The organism is Methylobacterium guangdongense (genome assembly GCF_038442355.1).
GTDB lineage: Bacteria > Pseudomonadota > Alphaproteobacteria > Rhizobiales > Beijerinckiaceae > Methylobacterium > Methylobacterium guangdongense.
Genome location: NZ_JBBXMX010000017.1, coordinates 63087 through 81180 on the forward strand (window position 1 = coordinate 63087; position 18094 = coordinate 81180).

The 18094-nt window shown below is 70.4% G+C and carries 17 protein-coding genes; 4 read left to right on the plus strand and 13 right to left on the minus strand.

Annotated elements, in window-relative coordinates; genetic code table 11:
• Nucleotides 1-19: 19 nt before the first annotated feature.
• The 3 genes from AAHG09_RS24660 to AAHG09_RS24670 all read right to left on the minus strand — a co-directional run bounded on the left by AAHG09_RS24660 (nucleotide 20) and on the right by AAHG09_RS24670 (nucleotide 2921).
• Complete coding sequence (locus AAHG09_RS24660) at nucleotides 20-1453, minus strand: MmgE/PrpD family protein (RefSeq protein ID WP_342110154.1); 1434 nt, start codon at nucleotides 1451-1453, stop codon at nucleotides 20-22.
• The gene (gene metC, locus AAHG09_RS24665; protein ID WP_342110155.1) at nucleotides 1450-2640 is read right to left on the minus strand and encodes a cystathionine beta-lyase; all 1191 of its coding nucleotides are present in this window, start codon (nucleotides 2638-2640) and stop codon (nucleotides 1450-1452) included. The genes AAHG09_RS24660 and metC overlap by 4 nt, the downstream gene beginning before the upstream one ends.
• A gap of 107 nt (nucleotides 2641-2747) precedes the next feature.
• The gene (locus tag AAHG09_RS24670; protein ID WP_342110156.1) at nucleotides 2748-2921 is read right to left on the minus strand and encodes a ribosome modulation factor; all 174 of its coding nucleotides are present in this window, start codon (nucleotides 2919-2921) and stop codon (nucleotides 2748-2750) included.
• Between the two features lie 100 nt (nucleotides 2922-3021).
• Here AAHG09_RS24670 and AAHG09_RS24675 point away from each other — a divergent pair, with 100 nt between their 5' ends.
• Entirely contained in the window at nucleotides 3022-3291 is a 270-nt protein-coding gene (locus tag AAHG09_RS24675; RefSeq protein WP_342110157.1) for a hypothetical protein, read from the plus strand.
• 223 nt (nucleotides 3292-3514) lie between these two features.
• On the opposite strand, the gene ntrC is transcribed toward AAHG09_RS24675, so the two are convergent.
• From ntrC to dusB, 3 genes are read right to left on the minus strand one after another with little or no spacing between them, the layout of a single operon-like run.
• On the minus strand, nucleotides 3515-4981 hold the full coding sequence (gene ntrC / locus AAHG09_RS24680; protein WP_342110158.1) for a nitrogen regulation protein NR(I): 1467 nt from the start codon (nucleotides 4979-4981) through the stop codon (nucleotides 3515-3517).
• Between the two features lie 47 nt (nucleotides 4982-5028).
• Nucleotides 5029-6171: a two-component system sensor histidine kinase NtrB gene (locus AAHG09_RS24685; RefSeq protein WP_342110159.1), complete on the minus strand. Its 1143-nt coding sequence runs from the start codon at nucleotides 6169-6171 to the stop codon at nucleotides 5029-5031.
• Nucleotides 6168-7193 (minus strand): tRNA dihydrouridine synthase DusB, encoded by a 1026-nt coding sequence (gene dusB, locus AAHG09_RS24690; protein WP_342110160.1) that lies wholly within the window; start codon nucleotides 7191-7193, stop codon nucleotides 6168-6170. Before dusB ends, AAHG09_RS24685 begins: the two co-directional genes overlap by 4 nt.
• A gap of 168 nt (nucleotides 7194-7361) precedes the next feature.
• On the opposite strand from dusB, the gene AAHG09_RS24695 reads away from it, so the two are divergent.
• Nucleotides 7362-8654, plus strand: a complete 1293-nt coding sequence (locus AAHG09_RS24695) for a bifunctional 2-C-methyl-D-erythritol 4-phosphate cytidylyltransferase/2-C-methyl-D-erythritol 2,4-cyclodiphosphate synthase (protein ID WP_342110161.1) — start codon at nucleotides 7362-7364, stop codon at nucleotides 8652-8654.
• A gap of 159 nt (nucleotides 8655-8813) precedes the next feature.
• Here AAHG09_RS24695 and AAHG09_RS24700 read toward each other — a convergent pair whose 3' ends face one another.
• Nucleotides 8814-9212 (minus strand): MAPEG family protein, encoded by a 399-nt coding sequence (locus tag AAHG09_RS24700; RefSeq protein WP_342110162.1) that lies wholly within the window; start codon nucleotides 9210-9212, stop codon nucleotides 8814-8816.
• Between the two features lie 103 nt (nucleotides 9213-9315).
• Here AAHG09_RS24700 and AAHG09_RS24705 point away from each other — a divergent pair, with 103 nt between their 5' ends.
• On the plus strand, nucleotides 9316-9813 hold the full coding sequence (locus tag AAHG09_RS24705; protein ID WP_342110163.1) for a CinA family protein: 498 nt from the start codon (nucleotides 9316-9318) through the stop codon (nucleotides 9811-9813).
• Nucleotides 9814-9830: 17 nt separating this feature from the next.
• On the plus strand, nucleotides 9831-11048 hold the full coding sequence (locus AAHG09_RS24710) for an FAD-dependent oxidoreductase (protein WP_342110164.1): 1218 nt from the start codon (nucleotides 9831-9833) through the stop codon (nucleotides 11046-11048).
• 214 nt (nucleotides 11049-11262) lie between these two features.
• Here AAHG09_RS24710 and AAHG09_RS24715 read toward each other — a convergent pair whose 3' ends face one another.
• The 6 genes from AAHG09_RS24715 to AAHG09_RS24740 form a co-directional block, all read right to left on the minus strand.
• Nucleotides 11263-11721, minus strand: coding sequence for a type II toxin-antitoxin system RatA family toxin (locus tag AAHG09_RS24715; protein WP_342110165.1), 459 nt, complete (start codon nucleotides 11719-11721; stop codon nucleotides 11263-11265).
• Nucleotides 11722-11736: 15 nt separating this feature from the next.
• Complete coding sequence (gene lipA, locus AAHG09_RS24720) at nucleotides 11737-12714, minus strand: lipoyl synthase (protein ID WP_342110166.1); 978 nt, start codon at nucleotides 12712-12714, stop codon at nucleotides 11737-11739.
• 138 nt (nucleotides 12715-12852) lie between these two features.
• Nucleotides 12853-13584 (minus strand): MIP/aquaporin family protein, encoded by a 732-nt coding sequence (locus AAHG09_RS24725; protein WP_342110167.1) that lies wholly within the window; start codon nucleotides 13582-13584, stop codon nucleotides 12853-12855.
• Nucleotides 13585-13909: 325 nt separating this feature from the next.
• The gene (glpK, locus tag AAHG09_RS24730) at nucleotides 13910-15415 is read right to left on the minus strand and encodes a glycerol kinase GlpK (RefSeq protein ID WP_342110168.1); all 1506 of its coding nucleotides are present in this window, start codon (nucleotides 15413-15415) and stop codon (nucleotides 13910-13912) included.
• 54 nt (nucleotides 15416-15469) lie between these two features.
• Nucleotides 15470-17002: a glycerol-3-phosphate dehydrogenase gene (glpD, locus tag AAHG09_RS24735; RefSeq protein ID WP_342110169.1), complete on the minus strand. Its 1533-nt coding sequence runs from the start codon at nucleotides 17000-17002 to the stop codon at nucleotides 15470-15472.
• Nucleotides 17003-17085: 83 nt separating this feature from the next.
• Complete coding sequence (locus AAHG09_RS24740) at nucleotides 17086-17907, minus strand: DeoR/GlpR family DNA-binding transcription regulator (RefSeq protein WP_342110170.1); 822 nt, start codon at nucleotides 17905-17907, stop codon at nucleotides 17086-17088.
• Between the last annotated feature and the right edge of the window lie 187 nt (nucleotides 17908-18094).

Genomic DNA, 18094 nt, shown 5'->3' on the forward strand with positions numbered 1-18094 from the left:
CACCCTGCGTCTTCCATCCTCAAGCGACCAGCAGCGGCCGCAGCTCCCGCATGTCGGCCACCGCCTCCAGGGCGTTGATCCGGGCGATCAGCCGATCCGTCTTGTCCGGCCCGAGCACCGGCGCCATCAGGTCCCGCGCCTTGGCGTTCACCGCCTCGGTGCTCAGCGGATTCTCCTTCGTCCCGGGCGGATGCCGTGTGTGATGCTCGACGATGCGGCCATCCGCCAGCGTGATCGTCACGATCGCGCCGCGCGGGGCGGCCGGGTCCATCAGGGCGGGATCGCCCGCGAGCTCGACCTTGGCGCGTTCCGCCGCGATCGCGGGATCGTGCATCAGGCCGGCATCGTGGCTGTCCGCGAAGGAGACCGCGCCCTTCACCAGCGCCAGCGCCACGAGGTGCTGGCAGCTGACATCCGGCATGGCGCTCGCGCCGACGATGCCGACCGCGTCGGTCGGCACCTTCACCAGGATGTGGCGCACGTTCTCCGGCGTCAGGCCGTATTGGCGGCGCAAGGTCAGCGTCGCGTCGAGCGGCGACTGGATCGGGTAGCCCACCGAGTAGGTCTTGATCGCTGTCTCGGTGACGAAGAAGCGGCTACCCAGCCCGTCCAGCATCGCCTCGGGCTTCGGCGCGGTCGAGAGGGCGTTCAGCAGGTTGTGGCGGCCATCGAGCACGTCGGCGACGCCGGTCAGCCCCGCCTCGACCATGCCGACCGCCGTGACGCCGTTGCGCGCGCCCATCCCGGCGAAGTCGAAGGCCTTCTCGACATGGTCGTGATCGCGCACCCAGCTCCACAGGCCGGAGACCTGCTGGGCCGCATAAGACAGCGCGAAGCGCATACCGCGCTCGTCGAGGCGGGCCAGGGACGCGGCCGCCCCGAGCGCCCCGAAGGTCGAGCTGGTGCCCTCCGCGCTCCGATGGGTGCCGCGCACATGGTCGGGCCCGAGCGCCAGCAGCAGCCGGCAGCAGAGATCGTAGCCGAGCGCCACGGCCCGGACGAACTCCGCGCCTGAATTGCCGTGCAGCTCGGCGAGCGCCAGGGCGGCCGGCACGGTGGCGCAGCCGGGATGGGCCTTGGTGACCGGCTCGAAATCGTCGGTCTCGTCGGCATGGGCGCACATGGCGTTGGCGAGTGCGGCGTTGACCGTCGTGGTCCGGACATCCGAGGCGACGACCCCCGCCTGCTCGGTGCCGCCGAGACCCTTCACGTAGGTGAGCGCCATCACGCCCGGCCGCATCCGCGCGCCCGACACCATGGCGGCGAGGCTGTCGAGGATGCGGTGCTTGCAGGCGATCAGCACCTCCGGCGGCAGGGCCTGCTCCCGGGCCGCCGCCATGTAGCGGGCGAGCCGCCCGGTCACGTCGGTTTCCCCGGCCAGGACCGGAAGCGTCTGTGCGACCGCGAGGGCGCCGGCGCCCTGGATCAGGCGGCGCCGGGTCGGCACGCTCACGAAGCGGCCCGCAGGCGCGCGAAGCCGGCATCGAGATCGGTCTTGAGGTCTTCGACGGCCTCCAGCCCGATGTGGAAGCGCAGGGCCGGGCCGCCGGGCGCCCACTGGGTCGCGGTCCGGTAGCCGGCGCAGTCGAACGGGATCACGAGGCTCTCGAAGCCGCCCCAGGAGAAGCCCATGCCGAACAGCTCCAGCCCGTCCAGCATGGCGGCCACCGCCGCCTCGGGCACGGGCTTCAGGATCACCCCGAACAGCCCGGAGGCCCCGGAGAAGTCGCGCTTCCAGATTGCGTGGCCCGGATCCTCCGGCAGGCCGGGATGGAGCACACGCAGCACCTCGGGCCGGGCCTGGAACCAGCGGGCCATCTCCAGCCCGGCACGGCCGTGCTCGCGCAGCCGCAGGTTCATGGTGCGTAGGCCCCGAAGGGCCAGGAAGATGTCCTCCGCGCCCGCGCACATGGCGAAATGGTCGAAGGTCCGCCGCACCGCCGGATAATATTTCGCGTTGGCCGAGGTCAGGCCGATCAGCAGGTCCGAGCCGCCGCTGAGGTACTTGGTCCCGGCCTCGACCGCGATGTCGACGCCGCGCTCGTGCGGCGGAAACAGGAGCGGCGTCGCCCAGGTGTTGTCCATGATCACGCAGGCCTCCTGGGCATGCGCGACCGCGGCGATGGCCGGGATGTCCTGCATCTCGAAGCTCTGGGAGCCGGGGGCCTCGACCAGAACGGCCTTCGTGTTCGGCCGCATCAGTTCCGCAATGCCGGCGCCGATTGTGGGATCGTAGTAGGTGACCTCGACGCCGTAGCGCGCCAGCACGCCGTCACAGAAATTGCGGGTCGGCCGGTAGGCGGAATCGGTGACGAGGAGGTGGTCGCCCGCCGAGACCGCGGCCATCAGCGCGACGGTCAGCGCCGCCAGCCCCGAGGGCGTCACCACCGCGCCGGCAGCGCCCGCGAGTTCCGTCCAGGCGCTCGTCAACGCGTCCATGGTGGGCGTGGCCGAGGTGCCGTAATTGTAGCGCCCGCGCCGGTGCTTGATGGCGTCGTAGGTCGGATAGAGGACCGTGGAGCCGCGATAGATCGGCGTGTTGACGAAGCCGTGCTGCTCACCCGGATCCCGTCCCGCATGGACGAGGCGCGTCGCGGGCGCGAAGGTCTTTTCGGATTCGGGCGAGGGCTTCAGGGACATCGGAACTCGTGGACCGGGCTGCGCTGCACCGCACGAAGCGCCGCCCGCCCGGCGAGGTCAAGCGGAGCCGGTCATCCCGGGGACTCAGATGCGTCCGTTCCCCTGAATCAGGGGGTCTCGGGCGGATCGGTGACGGCGGCTTCGTCGTAGGCCTCCATCCAGGCGGTCCGGTCCTCGGACCCTTCCGGATAGGGGCACTCGCTCTTGGGCTTGCCGTAGAGCCGGGCATTGCGCCCCTGAATGAACGGGCTGTCGCTCGCGGTGGCCTGGGCGTTCGTCAATATCGCCTCCCGAAAATTGGGCGGAAGCCTTGGAGTGGGGCTTCGTTAACGGCCGCGGCGCTATTCTGTTGCCGTCTCAAGTCGCGTGTCGGGTCGTCGCTTGCGTATCCTGCGTTCCCTCATCGGCGGCGTCCTCGTCCTCGCTTCCACGGCGACGGTGGTGTTCGTCAGCGCCGACCGGCTCGCGCATCTGGCGCCGGCGCCGGTGGTCCGCGCCGCCCAGGCCGAGCCCTCCGCCACCGGATCCCTGCCGGCGCCCGTCAAGGCCGCGCCGGCGCCCAAGCCGGCCGCGCCGGCGATCCCGAACGGGTTCGATACCGAGCGGTTGCACGCGCTGATGCGCGGCGACCCGATCCTGCCGGGGCGGTGAGCGCCGGTTCGGACACGCGCCCTTTTCCCGGGCCGGTGAAGCGTCAGCGGAACCTGATCCGGGACTCAGCGCGGGAAATGCCGCGCCAGCGGCACCGGTAAATTTGACCGGACGCTACGCGACGTCGTGTGCTGGCTCCCGGGTCGCATTCCGCTGTCGCTGCATGCGCCCGGGAAGGGGCCGTCGCGCGCATCTCGGAACGAGGGCGCGCGTTGGAAACGCCCTACCGCGCCGTCCGGAACACCTGCAGGTCGAGATCCCGCACCTTCTTGCGCAGGGTGTTGCGGTTGACCCCGAGCAGTTCCGCCGCGCGGATCTGGTTGCCGCGGGTGGCGGCGAGCGCCGCGCCGATCAGTGGCCCTTCGATCTCCCGCAGGATCCGGTGATAGAGGCCGGGCGGCGGCAGCGTGTCGCGATACCCGGAGAAATAATCCGAGAGGTGCCGCTCCACCGCGCTCGACAGGCTCTCGGATTCCCCGCCGGCCTTGCGGGCGGCGCCGTTGGCGGCGGGCGCCGACGGGGTCGCCAGCGGCAGGGTGTCGAGCTCGGCCTCGATCACCGGGCCGGTGATCGTGTCCTGCGGGTAGAGGGCGGCGAGCCGCCGGACGAGGTTTTCCAGCTCGCGGACGTTGCCCGGCCAGCGGTAGCGCTTCAGCCGCTCCATGGCGTCGCCATCGAGGGACTTCCGCGTCAGGCCCTCGCGCTCGACCAGCACGAAGAAGTGGCGGACGAGGTCCGGCACATCCTCCGAGCGCTCGCGCAGGGCCGGCAGCCGCAGCGGCACGACGTTGAGCCGGAAGAACAGGTCCTCGCGAAAAATACCCTGCTGGATCGAGATCCGCAGATCCTTGTTGGTCGCCGCGATGATCCGGACGTTGGTCTTGATCGGCACCCGGCCACCGACCGTGGTGTATTCGCCCTGCTGGAGCACGCGCAGCAGACGGGTCTGCGCCTCCATGGGCATGTCGCCGATCTCGTCGAGGAACAGGGTGCCGCCCTCGGCCTGCTCGAACCGTCCGGCCGAGCGCTGGAGCGCGCCCGTGAAGGCGCCCTTCTCGTGGCCGAACAGCTCGGACTCGATCAGGTCGCGCGGGATCGCCGCCATGTTGACCGGCACGAACGGGCCGGTGCGGCGGCGGCCGTAATCGTGCAGCGCCCGGGCGACCAGCTCCTTGCCGGTGCCGGACTCGCCGGTGATCATCACGGTGAGGTCGGTGGGCATCAGCCGGGCGAGCGCCCGGTAGATCTCCTGCATGGCGGGCGAGCGGCCGACCAGCGGGATGTCCTCGTTCTCGGGCGGCGCGCCGGCCGGCGCCGCGCCGCGGGGCCGCGAGAGCGCCCGGCCGACGATGGCGATCAGCTCCTTCAGGTCGAAGGGTTTGGGCAGGTACTCGTAGGCGCCCCGCTCCGAGGCGCGGATCGCCGTCATGAAGGTGTTCTGCGCGCTCATCACGATGATCGGCAGCTCCGGCCGCACCCGCTTGATGCGGGGCAGCAGGTCGAACACGTTCTCGTCGGGCATCACCACGTCGGTGATGACGAGGTCCCCCTCCCCCTGCGCGACCCAGCGCCAGAGGGTGGCGCAGTTGCCCGTGGAGCGGACTTCGTAGCCCGCCCGGGACAGCGCCTGGTTGAGCACGGTGCGGATCGCGGCGTCGTCGTCGGCGACGATGATGTGGCCGTTGGGCATGACTCTCTACTCAGACCTCCGACGGGGGCCGGACGGGGGAAACCACATTACGGATCGACCGCCGATTCGCGCCCGTCCCGGGCACTCGACATCGGCAGGAGGATGCGGAACGTCGTGCGGCGGGGGGCGGGATCGCACTCGACGATCCCTCCGTGATCGCCGACGATCTTGGCCACCAATGCAAGACCGAGGCCGGACCCCTGCGCCTTGGTGGTCACGAACGGATCGAACAGGTCCTGCAGCAGCTCGGCCGAGATGCCGGGGCCGTTGTCGCGCACCGCCACCTCGATCGGCAGGCTGACCCGCTCGCGCGAGCCCGGCACCTGCAGGCGCAGGCCGGTGCGGAAGGCGGTCGACAGGGTGATCTCGCCCTCGACCGCGTCGGGGCCGATCGCCTCGGCGGCGTTCTTCACGAGGTTCAGGATCACCTGGATCAGCTGGTCGCGGCTGCCGAGCACCGGCGGCAGGGACGGATCGTAGGTCTCGACGAAGCGGATGTGGCGCGCGAAGCCCGATTGGGCCGAGCGCTTCACCTGATCGAGCACCCCGTGGACATTGACGGCCCCGCGTTCGGCCGGACGCTCGTCGCCGAACAGCTCCATGCGCTCGACGATCCGGACGATCCGGTCGGATTCGTCGCAGATCAGGCGGGTGAGCAGCCGGTCCTCCTCGGCGCCGGTGCTCTCGAGGAGCTGCGCCGCGCCGCGGATGCCGGCGAGCGGGTTCTTGATCTCATGGGCCAGCATGGCGCCGAGCGCGACCATCGAGCGTGCGGCGCCGCGATGGGTGAGCTGGCGGTTCATCTTGTCGGCGATGGTACGTTCCTGGAGCATCATCACGACGGCGTCGCCGTCGTCACCGAGCGGGGTGGCGAACACGTCGACGCTGCGCTCCAGCCCCAGGCGCGGCTGGGTCAGCTCCACCCGGTACTCGCTGACGCTGGCTTGGCGCCGTCGCACCTCGGCCACCAGGGCGATGATCGGCGAGGCGAACGGGATGATGTCGCGCAGGCGGCGGCGCTGCATCAGCCGGGCTGAATAATCGAAGAACGCCTCCGCGGCGTGGTTGCAGTGGAGGATGCGCTCGTCGCCGCCGATGGTCAGCACCGGCAGCGGCAGGGCGTTCAGCACGGCTTCGGCCGCGGTATCGCGCCGTGTGCCGGGCTCCTGCTGGGGGAGTTCGTCGCTCATGCGGCCTCCCGCACGGTATCGGCCGGTCCCGCGAAGGCCCGGGCCAGGAGGGTCAGGGCGACGTCCGGATCGGTGGTGGTCAGGAGTGCCGACCGCTCGGCCGGCTCCAGCGCCCCGCCGGTCCCGGCATAGGCGGCGAGGTGCTTTCGCGCGTGGCGCACGCCCATCTGGCGACCGTAGAGCGCCAGGAGGCCGGCATAGTGCTCCGCGGCGAGCGCCGCCTGCTCGGCCCGCGACGGCTCCGGAACCGGCTGGCCAGCGAGCGCCGCCGCAACCTGCCCCACCAGCCAGGGCCGGCCGGTCGCTGCCCGGCCGATCATCACCCCTGCAGCGCCGGAGGCCGCGAGGCAGGCCCGGGCGGTGGCGAGGTCGCCGACGTCACCGTTGGCGATCACCGGGATCGACACCGCTTCGACCACCGCGCGGATCGCCATCCAATCGGCCGTGCCGGTGTAGAATTGCTGCCGGGTCCGGCCGTGGACCGTGACGGCGTTCAGCCCCAGCTTCTCGGCGCGCGCCGCGAGGTCGGCGGCGTTGCGGGTCGCGTCGTCCCAGCCGAGGCGCATCTTCACGGTGACCGGAACCGAGACGGCATTCCGGACCGCCGCCAGGAGCCGCTCGGCATGGTCGAGGTCGCGCATCAGGGCCGAGCCCGACGCGATGCCGGTCACGATCTTGGCCGGGCAGCCCATATTCACGTCGATCACGTGGGCGCCGTTGTCTTCGGCGAGGCGCGCGGCCTCCGCCATCGGCCCCGCCTCGCAGCCCGCGAGCTGCACCACGTGGAGATCGACGCCCGAACCGTCGGCGCGTAGCGTGGCCTCACCGGATCCGCGGGTGAATTCCCGCGCCGCCACCATCTCGGAGATCACCGCGTCGGCGCCGCAGCGGCGGGCGATCCGGCGCATGTGCAGGTCGGTAACGCCCGAGAGCGGGGCGAGCAGGCAGAGCGGTGCGGGCTTAGCCCCACCCTCGATCGGCCGTCCCCCGCGCAGTGCGCTCAAATAATGATCAGTCGCCATTCTGCACAACAATGAGGCAAGCCCGGTCCGCTGGCAAGCGGGGCCGCGCGTTGATTTCGCGTCCACCCCCGCTTAAACGACGGGCCTGCTCACCGGCAGGGCAGTGGCGGCACGGCTGGCCCGCGCCCGGCCGCGATCCCGCCCTCAGATTCTACGAGTTCACCGCCCATGTCCGCCACCGGCACGCCTGCCACCGGACCCGCCGCTGCGGGAACCGGCGTCGCCGCGGTGGTGGTGGCGGCCGGCCGGGGCATCCGCATCGGTGGCGGCACGCCCAAGCAATATCGCCGCGTCGGCGGACAGGCGGTCCTCACGCGTACCCTCGCGGCGCTCGCCGCCCAGGAGGCCATCGACCGGATCCAGCCGGTGATCGCCGCCGACGCGGCTGATTTCTTTCGGGCTTGCCTGGAGGAGCTCAACGTCGGGCTGCGCGAAAAGATCGCCGAGCCGGTCGCGGGGGGCGCCACGCGCCAGCTCTCCGTCCGGGCCGGGCTCGAGGCCCTGGCCGGCGCGGCGCCCGAGATCGTGCTGGTGCACGACGCCGCCCGCCCCTACGTCGATGCCCCGCTCATCGCCCGGGCGATCGCGGCCGGGCGCGATCACGGGGCGGCCGTCCCGGGCGTGCCGGTCACCGACACGGTCAAGCGCGTGGTCGACATTGCGCCGGGTATCGGCCGGGTGCACGAGACCCCGCCGCGCGAGCATCTGCGCGCCGTCCAGACGCCCCAGGCCTTCGCGTTCGGCCCGCTGCTCGGCGCCCATCGCGACGCCGCCACCCAGGGCCTCGACGGCTTCACCGATGACGGGGCGCTCGCCGAATGGGCGGGCCTGCCCGTGGTGGTGTTCGCGGGCGATATCGCCAACCGCAAGATCACCCAGCCCGCCGACCTGATCGAGGCCGACCGCGCCTTTGCGGCCGGCACCGCCGAAACCCCTGCGCCGGGAGCCCGCGCCATGACCAGCTACGTGACCCGCCTCGGCACCGGCTTCGACGTCCATGCCTTCACCACCGGCGACCATGTCTGGCTCGGCGGCGTGAAGATCCCGGCCGATCGGGGCGTGCTCGCCCATTCCGACGGCGACGTGGCGCTCCACGCGCTGACCGATGCGTTGCTCGGCGCCATCGCGGATGGCGATATCGGCACCCACTTCCCGCCCTCCGAGGAGCGCTGGCGCGGGGCGTCCTCGGACCAGTTCCTGGCCCATGCCTGCGAGCTGGTCCGCGCCCGGGGCGGCCGGATCGACCATCTCGACATCACGGTGCTGGCGGAGGCGCCGCGCATCGGCAAGCACCGGGAGGAGATCCGGGCGCGCATCGCCGCCATCGCCGGCGTGCCGCTCTCGGCGGTCTCCATCAAGGCGACCACCACGGAAAAGCTCGGCTTCGTCGGCCGCGCCGAGGGGCTCGCCGCCCAGGCCGCCGCGACCGTGCGGCTGCCCGAGACGGATGAGCCCGTCTGACGGGAGCGCGCGAAGTCCTGGTTTCGAAAGGGCGAGCCCTTTCGCGGGTCCAGGGCAGAGCCCTGGTGCCGGACGTTATCCGGTGTCGGGCTGCGCCCGAGACCGTCAGGGCCTTGCCCTGACAACCCACCAAAGGGCTCGCCCTTTGGGAACCCGGGATCAGCCCGCGCGCAGCAGCAGCGCGATCGCGGCGACGCCGAGCACCGCCAGCGTCAGCAGGATGCCGCCGCCCCGGCAGGCGAACTGGCGCGGCGAGTTCGGCGGGGCGAACATCCCGATCGGGTGCAGGATCCGGGCGACCAGCAGGGCCACCAGCAGCCCCTGCACCAGCCCGTGGCTGCCGCCGCCGGCCTCCAGCAGGCCGATCAGGATCAGCGCCAGCGGCACGTATTCGATGAAATTCGCGTGCGAGCGGATGCGCTTGAGCACCGTGGTGTCACCGCCGTCGCCGATGAGCACGTTCTCGGAGACCCGCGCCCCGATCACCCACCCCGACAGGCCCAGATAGACGAGGGCGAGCAGCCCGGCGAAGAAGGCCGTGGTGGCGGGGAAGATCATGGATGCGGTGTCTCCTGTCGGCGGCCGTTCGTCCTTGAGTGGAGCCCGGCTCTGGTTCACACCACGAGATAGGGCGCCCTCGCCCGATGGGAGCCTGTTCGCGATGATCGACGACACGGAGCTTCTGGCCCGCGCCGAGGCGCTGGTGGCGGCCTACACGAAGGCCGGACGCAGGATCGCCACCGCGGAATCCTGCACGGGCGGCCTCGTGGCCGGCCTGCTCACCGCGGTGCCGGGCTCTTCGGCTGTGGTCGAGCGCGGGTTCGTCACCTATTCGAACGAGGCCAAGGCCGAGGCGATCGGCGTGCCCATGGACCTGATCCAGAAGCACGGTGCGGTCAGCGAGCCGGTGGCGCGGGCGATGGCCGCCGGCGCGCTCGCCGCCTCGCGGGCCGATATGGCGGTGGCGATCACCGGCATCGCCGGCCCCGGCGGCGGCAGCGCCGGGAAGCCGGTCGGCCTCGTGCATTTCGGCCTCGCCGTGCGGGACGGCGCGGTGCGCCACTTGGAACGGCGCTATGGCGATCTCGGCCGCGCGGGCATCCGCTGCGCCGCCGTCGCCGACGCGATCGGCCTTCTGGAGGAAGCCCTCGGCCCCTGACGACGGGAGGGACGGCCATGGACAGGGTGACCACACGCCTCTGCATCGTCGGCGGCGGCCCCGCCGGGATGATGGCCGGCCTGCTCTTCGCCCGCGCCGGGATCGACACGATCGTACTGGAGAAGCACGCGGATTTCCTGCGCGACTTCCGCGGCGACACGATCCATCCCTCCACCCTCGACCTGATGGACGAACTCGGCTTCACCGAGCGCTTCCGCGCCCTGCCCCAGCGGCGCGTCGAGCATTTTTCCGGGGTCGTCGCCGGGCGCAGCTACCGGGTCGCGGATTTCAGCCGGCTGCCGACCCGCAACCGCTTCCTGTCCTTCATGCCGCAATGGGATTTCTTGGACTTCTTGGCCGGCGAGGCCGGGCGCTATCCGGCCTTCCGCCTGATCCGCCGCAGTGAGGCCCGGGATCTGATCGAGGTCGACGGCCAAGTCGTCGGCGTCCGCGCCGAGGGGCCGGACGGACCCACCGAGATCCGGTCCGACCTCGTGCTATGCGCCGATGGCCGCCATTCCCGGATGCGCGACTGCGCGGGCTTCACGCCCCGGGCCTTCGGCGCGCCGATCGACGTGCTGTGGTTCCGCCTGCCCCGCCGGGATGGCGACCCCGAGGCGGCGGCCGGCCGCTTCAGGCCGGGCCGCATCCTCATCACCCTCGACCGGGGCGATGCGTGGCAATGCGCCTATGTGGTGCCGAAGGGCGGCGACGCGGCGCTGCGGGCGAAGGGGCTTCCGGCCTTCCGAGACGCGGTGGCGCAGATCGCGCCGTTCCTGGCCGACCGCACTTCGGAGATCACCGGTTGGGACGACGTCAAGCTCCTGACCGTCACGGTCGACCGACTGGCGCGCTGGCACCGCCCGGGACTGCTCTGCATCGGTGACGCAGCCCATGCCATGTCGCCGGTGGGCGGCGTCGGCATCAACCTCGCGATCCAGGACGCGGTGGCGGCGGCCAATCTCCTGGCCGCGCCGCTGCGGGCAGGCCCCGTCGCCGAGGCCGACCTCGCCAGGGTCCAGGCCCGCCGGATGTTTCCGGTGCGGGCCACGCAGGCGCTGCAGCGGGTAATCCAGTCCCGGGTGATCGCCGCCTCGCTCAAGGCGGACGCGCCGTTCCGCGCGCCGCTCGCACTGAGGATATTGAATGCCGTGCCGCCGCTTCAGGTTCTGCCGGCCCGGATGATCGGGATGGGGGTTCGGCCGGAGCATGTGCGCGTGCCGGCGCGGGTCTGACACCATCTTCGCGCGCAGCCGGCACGCCGGTAATCCCACATTCCCTCTTCATCCTGAGGTGCTGCGCAGCAGCCTCGAAGGAGAACGCCAGGAATCACAGCGCTATCTGGAGGGCTCCTTCGAGGCCTCCGCTGCGCTCCGGCACCTCAGGATGAGGCCGGTGGATGGGACCGCCGTCTGAGCCTGAGCGGAACGGTCCATCTTCGCACAGCCGCTATGCCCGCGCCCCGTACATCCGGTCCGCCCGCCCCTCGAAGGCGTCGGTGAACTTGCGGAACGCCCGGTCGAACATCGTGCCCATCAGGAGCCCGAGGGTGCGGCTCTTGAACTCGTAGGTGATGAAGAAGTCGACGTTGCAGCCGCCGTTCGGGCCGTCCTTGAACAGCCAGCGGTTCTCCAGATGCCGGAACGGGCCGTCGATATACTCGGCCACGATCTTGAGGTGCGCCGGATCGAGGCTGACCCGCGTGGTGAAGCGCTCGCGGATCGCCTTGTAGCCCACGCCCATCTCGGCAATCAGCACTTGGCCGCCCTCCGCCATGTCCTGCCGACGGATCACCCGCAGGGATTCGCAGAGCGGCAGGAACTCGGGGTAGCGCTCCACGTCGGCGACGAGGTCGTACATCTGCTGCGGCGAATGCTTCACCGTGCGGGTGACCCGGAAGGACGGCATGGGGTTCGGTTTTCCTCAGGCGGACAGCGCGGGCGATAGTTTCGCCAGACGCGCAGCCTGCAAACGCGCGAAATCCTCACCCGCATGGTGCGACGAACGCGTCAGGGGCGTGGCCGAGACCAGCAGGAAGCCCTTGGCGTAGGCGGTGGTCTCGTAGGCCTTGAACTCGTCGGGGGGCACGAAACGCACGACCTCGTGGTGCTTCTTCGACGGCTGCAGGTACTGGCCGATGGTGAGGAAATCGACGTCGGCCGAGCGCAGGTCGTCCATGAGCTGGAGCACTTCGTTCCGCTCCTCGCCGAGCCCGACCATGATGCCGGACTTGGTGAAGATCGTCGGATCGAGCTCTTTCACCCGCTGAAGCAGGCGCACGGAGTGGAAGTAGCGGGCGCCGGGCCGCACCGTGAGGTACTTGGCCGGCACGGTCTCCAGGTTGTGGTTGAAGACGTCGGGCTTGGCTTCGACCACGGTTTCAAGCGCCCCGTCCTTGCGCAGGAAGTCGGGGGTCAGGATCTCGACCGTTGTGCCGGGGCTCGCCCGTCGGATCGCCGCGATGGTCCGGGAGAAATGCGCGGCGCCGCCGTCCTTCAGGTCGTCACGGTCGACCGAGGTGATCACCACGTGGTGCAGGCCGAGCTTGGCGACCGAATCGCCGATCTTCTCGGGCTCAGCCCTATCGAGGGCGTCGGGCAGGCCGGTGCGCACGTTGCAGAAGGCGCAGGCCCGCGTGCAGGTGTCGCCCATGATCATGAAGGTGGCGTGCCGCTTCTCCCAGCACTCGCCGATATTCGGGCAGCCGGCCTCCTCGCAGACCGTGACGAGGCCGTGCTCGCGGACGATCTTCTGCGTCTCGGTCCAGGCCTTGGAGCCCGGCGCCTTCACGCGGATCCAGTCCGGCTTCTTGGCCTGGACGGGCTGATCGGGCCGGTGCGCCTTCTCGGGGTGGCGGACCGGTCGCGGATCGTTCTTCAGGATGTCGAGGACGACGGCCATGGGTCGGGGGCTGCCACACAGCGTGGAGGCGCCCGGAGGCGCGGTCGGGGATGGCCCTGACTTAAGGCCCCAAGCCCCGCGCCGCAAACCGCCGCGACGCAGGGACGCCCCGCGACGGTTGAGGGTGTGGGCGTTCCGTCAGATCCCCAGCGCCCGCACGAACAGCCCGGCCAAAGCCGCGCCGACCACCGGGGCGGCCACCGGGATCAGCGCGTAGCCCCAGTCCGAAGAGCCCTTGCCGGCGATCGGCAGCACCGCGTGGGCGATGCGCGGGCCGAGATCGCGGGCGGGGTTGATGGCGTAGCCGGTGGTTCCGCCGAGCGAGAGGCCGATGCCCCAGACCAGCATGCCGACCATGTAGGGCGCCACGCCCCGCGGGATCGCCCCGGAGGAGCCCAGCGTGTTGGTCACGAGGGCGGAGATGGTCAGGATCAGGAAGAAGGTCGCGATGATCTCGGAGATCCAGTTGGACTTCGCATCGCGGATCGCCGGGCCGGTGCAGAAGCAGGCGAGTTTGAGATCCTGCTCCGGGGTCGCCGCCCAGTGCGGCAGGTAGTGGATCCAGACGATGACCGCGCCCGCAAAGGCGCCGAGCATCTGGGCCGGGATGTAGACCGCGAGCTTGCTGAAATCCCCGGTGCTGACCGCACCCGCCACCGTCACGGCGGGGTTGAGATGCGCGTCGGGGCTGCCTGTGGCGTTCGCCACGAAGATGCCGGCGAGCACCGCGAAGGCCCAGCCGGCCGTGATGGCGATCCAGCCCGCGCCCTCGCCCTTGGATTTCTTGAGCAGGGCGCCGGCAACGATGCCGTCGCCCAGCACGATCAGCGTCATCGTGCCGAGGAACTCGCCCAGGAATGGTGATGCCATGGTGTAGTCTCCCCCGTTTGTTGTTGGTTTTGATAGGTCTGACGTCGCGCAGGACGTGGCGTCCACGAGGCACGCTCCGGCAATCGGTCGCGCGCCCTCCCTCCCCCCTCTGCGGGGGAGGGTGGCCCCTGCGTCAGCAGGGGTCGGGACGAAGTCCCGCGAGGGGGGAACCCGGGTCCAGGATAGGGTGGAGCAGGTTTGAAGGCCGGCGCTTCCTTCTGCACCGTCGCTCCCCCCTTGCGGGACTTCGTCCCGACCCGATCCGCTTCGCGGTTCTCCCTCCCCCGCAGAGGGGGGAGGGAGAACCGCGGCGCCTGCCCTACCCTCACGCCTCGTCGGTCTTCCAGTCGAACGACCGCTGCACCGCCCGCCCCCAGGCGGCGGCGATCTTCTGGCGCTGGCTGGCATCCATCTTCGGCGTCCAGCGCTTGTCGACGCCCCAGTTGCGCTTGAGGTCGTCGAGCCCCTTCCAGTAGCCGACCGCCAGACCCGCCGCGTAGGCGGCGCCGAGCGCCGTGGTCTCGGCCACCTTCGGGCGGACCACCGGCACATCGAGCATGTCGGCCTGGAACTGCATCAGCGTGGTGTTGGCGACCATGCCGCCATCGGCCCGCAACTCCTTGACCGGGATGCCGGAATCCTTGGCCATCGCGTCCAGCACCTCGTGGGTCTGAAAGGCGGTCGCCTCCAGCACCGAGCGGGCGATATGGCCGCGGTTGACGTAGCGGGTCAGGCCGATGATCAGGCCGCGGGCGCCCTCGTTCCAGTGCGGCGCGTAGAGCCCCGAGAAGGCCGGCACGAAGTAGACCCCGCCATTGTCCTCGACCGTGGTAGCGAGCGTCTCGACCTCGGCCGAATCCTTGATCATGTGCAGGTTGTCGCGCAGCCACTGTACCAGGGCGCCTGTGATGGCGATCGAACCTTCGAGCGCGTAGGCGGGCTTCTGCCCGTCGAGGCGATAGGCCAGCGTGGTGACGAGGCCGGCCTTCGAGGGGACGGGCTCCTCGCCGGTGTTCATCAGCGCGAAGCAGCCGGTGCCGTAGGTGTTCTTGGCCTCGCCCGGGGTGAAGCAGGTCTGGCCGAACAGGGCCGCCTGCTGGTCGCCCAGGATGCCGGCGATCGGCACGCCCGCGAACGGCGCTTTGGTCTCCCCGTAGACCTCGCTCGACGAGACGATCTTCGGCAGCATCGCCTTCGGAATGCCGAAGGTCGACAGCATGCCGTCGTCCCATTCGAGGGTCTTGAGCGACATCAGCTGCGTGCGGCTGGCATTGGTCACGTCGGTGACGTGGAGGCCGCCCTCCGTGCCGCCGGTGAGGTTCCAGACCAGCCACGTGTCGATGTTGCCGAACAGCACGTCGCCGGCTTCGGCCTTCTCGCGGGCACCCTCGACGTGGTCGAGGAGCCAGCGCAGCTTGAGGCCTGAAAAGTAGCTCGCCAGCGGCAGGCCGGTAAGATCACGGAATCGGTCGCGGCCGCCCTCGCGGGCGAATTCCGCCACCAGCCGGTCGTTGCGGGTATCCTGCCAGACCAGGGCGTTGTGGAGCGGCTTGCCGGTGGTCCGGTCCCAGATGACCGTGGTCTCGCGCTGGTTGGTGATGCCCACCGCCGCGAGGTCGGAGGGCTGGAGCCCGCCCTTCTCCAGCGCCTCGCGCATCACGGCTTGCGTCTTCGACCAGATCTCGGTGGCGTCGTGCTCGACATGGCCCGGGGCCGGATAGATCTGCGCGTGCTCGGCTTGGGCCAGCGCGATGACGCTGCCCTCCCGGTCGAACACGATGAAGCGGCTGCTGGTGGTGCCCTGGTCGATGGCCCCGACATAACGGCTCATCGTTCCCTCCCCTGTGATGCCCGACCGGTCTGCGCCGGATCGGGGTCGAAACAATCAGGCCGCCTCGGCCCTGCGATCGAGATAGGCGGCAAGGCGCGCTGCGCTCTCGGCGCTCGTGCGTAGGCCGAGCTTCGAGCGCCGCCACAGGATATCCTCGGCCGTGACCGCCCATTCCTCGGTGCGCAGGTAATCGACCTCCGCCGCCGTGAGGCCGCCGTCGAACGCCTCGCCGAGATCCGCCATGGAACGGGCGGTCCCGACGATGTCGCGGGCCCGGGTGCCGTAGGCGCGGGCGAGGCGGCGGGCCGTCTCCTCCGGCAGGAACGGCTTTTCGGCCCGGAGCTTCGCCAGGAACTGGTCGAAATCGGCATCCGTCATGGCGCCGCCCGGCAGCACCGCGTCCCCGGTCCAGGTCTTCTTCAGGTGCGGGAAGTACGGCTTCAGCTTCTCCAGCGCGTGCTCGGCGAGGCGCCGGTAGGTCGTGATCTTGCCGCCGAACACCGACAGCACGGCGGCCTTGCCGCCCTGGTCCTCGACGTCGAGGACGTAGTCGCGGGTCACCGCGGAGGCGTTCTCGGCCGCGTCGTCGTAGAGCGGGCGCACGCCCGAATAGCTCCAGACAACATCGGTCGGGGTGATCTGGGTGTCGAACGAGCGGTTGACGCAGCCGCAGAGGTAGTCAGTCTCTTCTGGGGAGATCGAGACCGGGCCGGGCTCGCCGTCATAGGGCACGTCGGTGGTGCCGATCAGCGTGAAGTCGCGCTCGTAGGGGATCGCGAAGATGATGCGCTTGTCGGGCTGCTGCAGGATGTAGGCCTGATCGCCCTCGAACAGGCGCTTCACCACGATGTGGCTGCCCTTGATCAACCGTACCGCCGCGCGGCTGTTGATGCCGAGGGTGCCGCCGAGCGTCGCGCTGACCCAGGGGCCGGCGGCGTTGACGACGGCCTTCGCGCGGATCGTCCGCTCGGCCCCGCCGCGCTCGTCGCGCAGCGTCGCGACCCAACCCTCACCCTCGCGCCGTGCCGAGACCACGCCGGTGCGGGTCAGCACCGTGGCGCCGCGCTCGCGGGCGTCCATGGCGTTGAGCACCACGAGGCGGCTGTCCTCCACCCAGCAGTCGGAATAGACGAAGCCGCGCTTCAGGCGCTGCTGCAGCGGCGCGCCATAGGCCGAATTGCGCAGGTCGACGCCGTGCGAGCCCGGCAGCGTGCGCAGCCGCGCGAGATGATCGTACAGGAACAGGCCGAGGCGCAGCATCCAAGCCGGGCGCAGGCCCTCGTCGTGGGGCAGGACGAAGCGCAGGGGCCAGATCACGTGCGGGGCGAGCCGCAGCAGCCGCTCGCGCTCGGCCAACGCCTCCCGGACGAGGCGGAACTCGTAATATTCGAGGTAGCGCAGGCCGCCGTGGATCAGCTTCGTCGACGAGGACGACGTGAAGCCCGCGAGATCCCCGCGTTCGGCCAGCAGGACCGACAGGCCGCGGCCGGCCGCATCCCGGGCGATGCCGGTGCCGTTGATGCCGCCGCCGACGACCAGAAGATCGTAAGCGTCGGACGGCTCGCGCTGGCGCGTTGCTGCCGCCATGGGTCCTCCTACCCCGCCCTGATGGCAGGTTGGCACTATATTGACCCGGCTTCGAATTTTCGCAAGCGAAAATTTTTTGTTCGTTAGGGTTCGCTGCCCTCATCGGCGACGGCCAGGGTGACGCCCATCCGGTCGAGCAGCAGGGCGATTTCCGGGGGCGGTGGCCGGTCGGTGAAAAACGTATCGATCTGGTCGAGCCGCCCGACCTGCACCATCGGGCGCCGGGTGAACTTGCTGTGGTCCGCCACGAGGAAAGTTTTCCGGGCATGGGCCAGGATGGTCTGCGTCGCCCGCACCTCCTCGTAATCGTAATCGAGCAGCGCCCCGTCGGCGTCGATGCCGCTGATGCCGATCACCGCCACGTCGACCCGGAACTGGCTGAGCGTGTCGCAGGTGAGCTGGCCCAGCACCGCCCCGTCGCGGTTGCGCACGGTGCCGCCCGCCACGACGATGTGGAACTCCGTCGCCTCCGCGAGCGAGAGCGCGACGTTCAGGTTGTTGGTGATGATGCTGAGATCGTCGTGCCGGGTCAGCTCCCGGGCGACCGCCTCGGGCGTCGTGCCGATGTTGACGAAGACCGAGCAATGCGACGGGATCCGGCTCGCCGCGAGACGCCCGATCCGGGTCTTTTCCGGCAGCAGCGTCACCCGGCGATCGGCGTAGTCGATGTTCTCGACGCTGGAGGGCAGGCCGCCGCCGCCGCGGTAGCGCTCCAGCCGGCCCTCGGCGCTCAGCTCGTTCAGATCGCGGCGGATCGTCTGGACGGTGACGCCGAACTGCGCGGCGAGCGCCTCGATGGTGACGAAGCCCCGCTGGCGCACCGAAGCCACGATGGCGCTGCGCCGCCCCTCGACGCCGGTCGCCTCGATCCTGTCCTCGGACCTCCGGTCGAGCGGTCGCGACATCGATCCTCCCTAGTCTTCTAACGTCGTGGTCCGTTCGCCTTGCGGGCGAGGATGTTCGTTTTCGAACATCTTGGGGTCGGACCGCCGCGGATACGAGCCTGGACTGTACGGACGCGTCCGGCAAGGCGTCGCGAGCAGGGTGGCGAAATCCGCCTGTGGAATTATGATGCTGGGAGCGGCCCCGTCC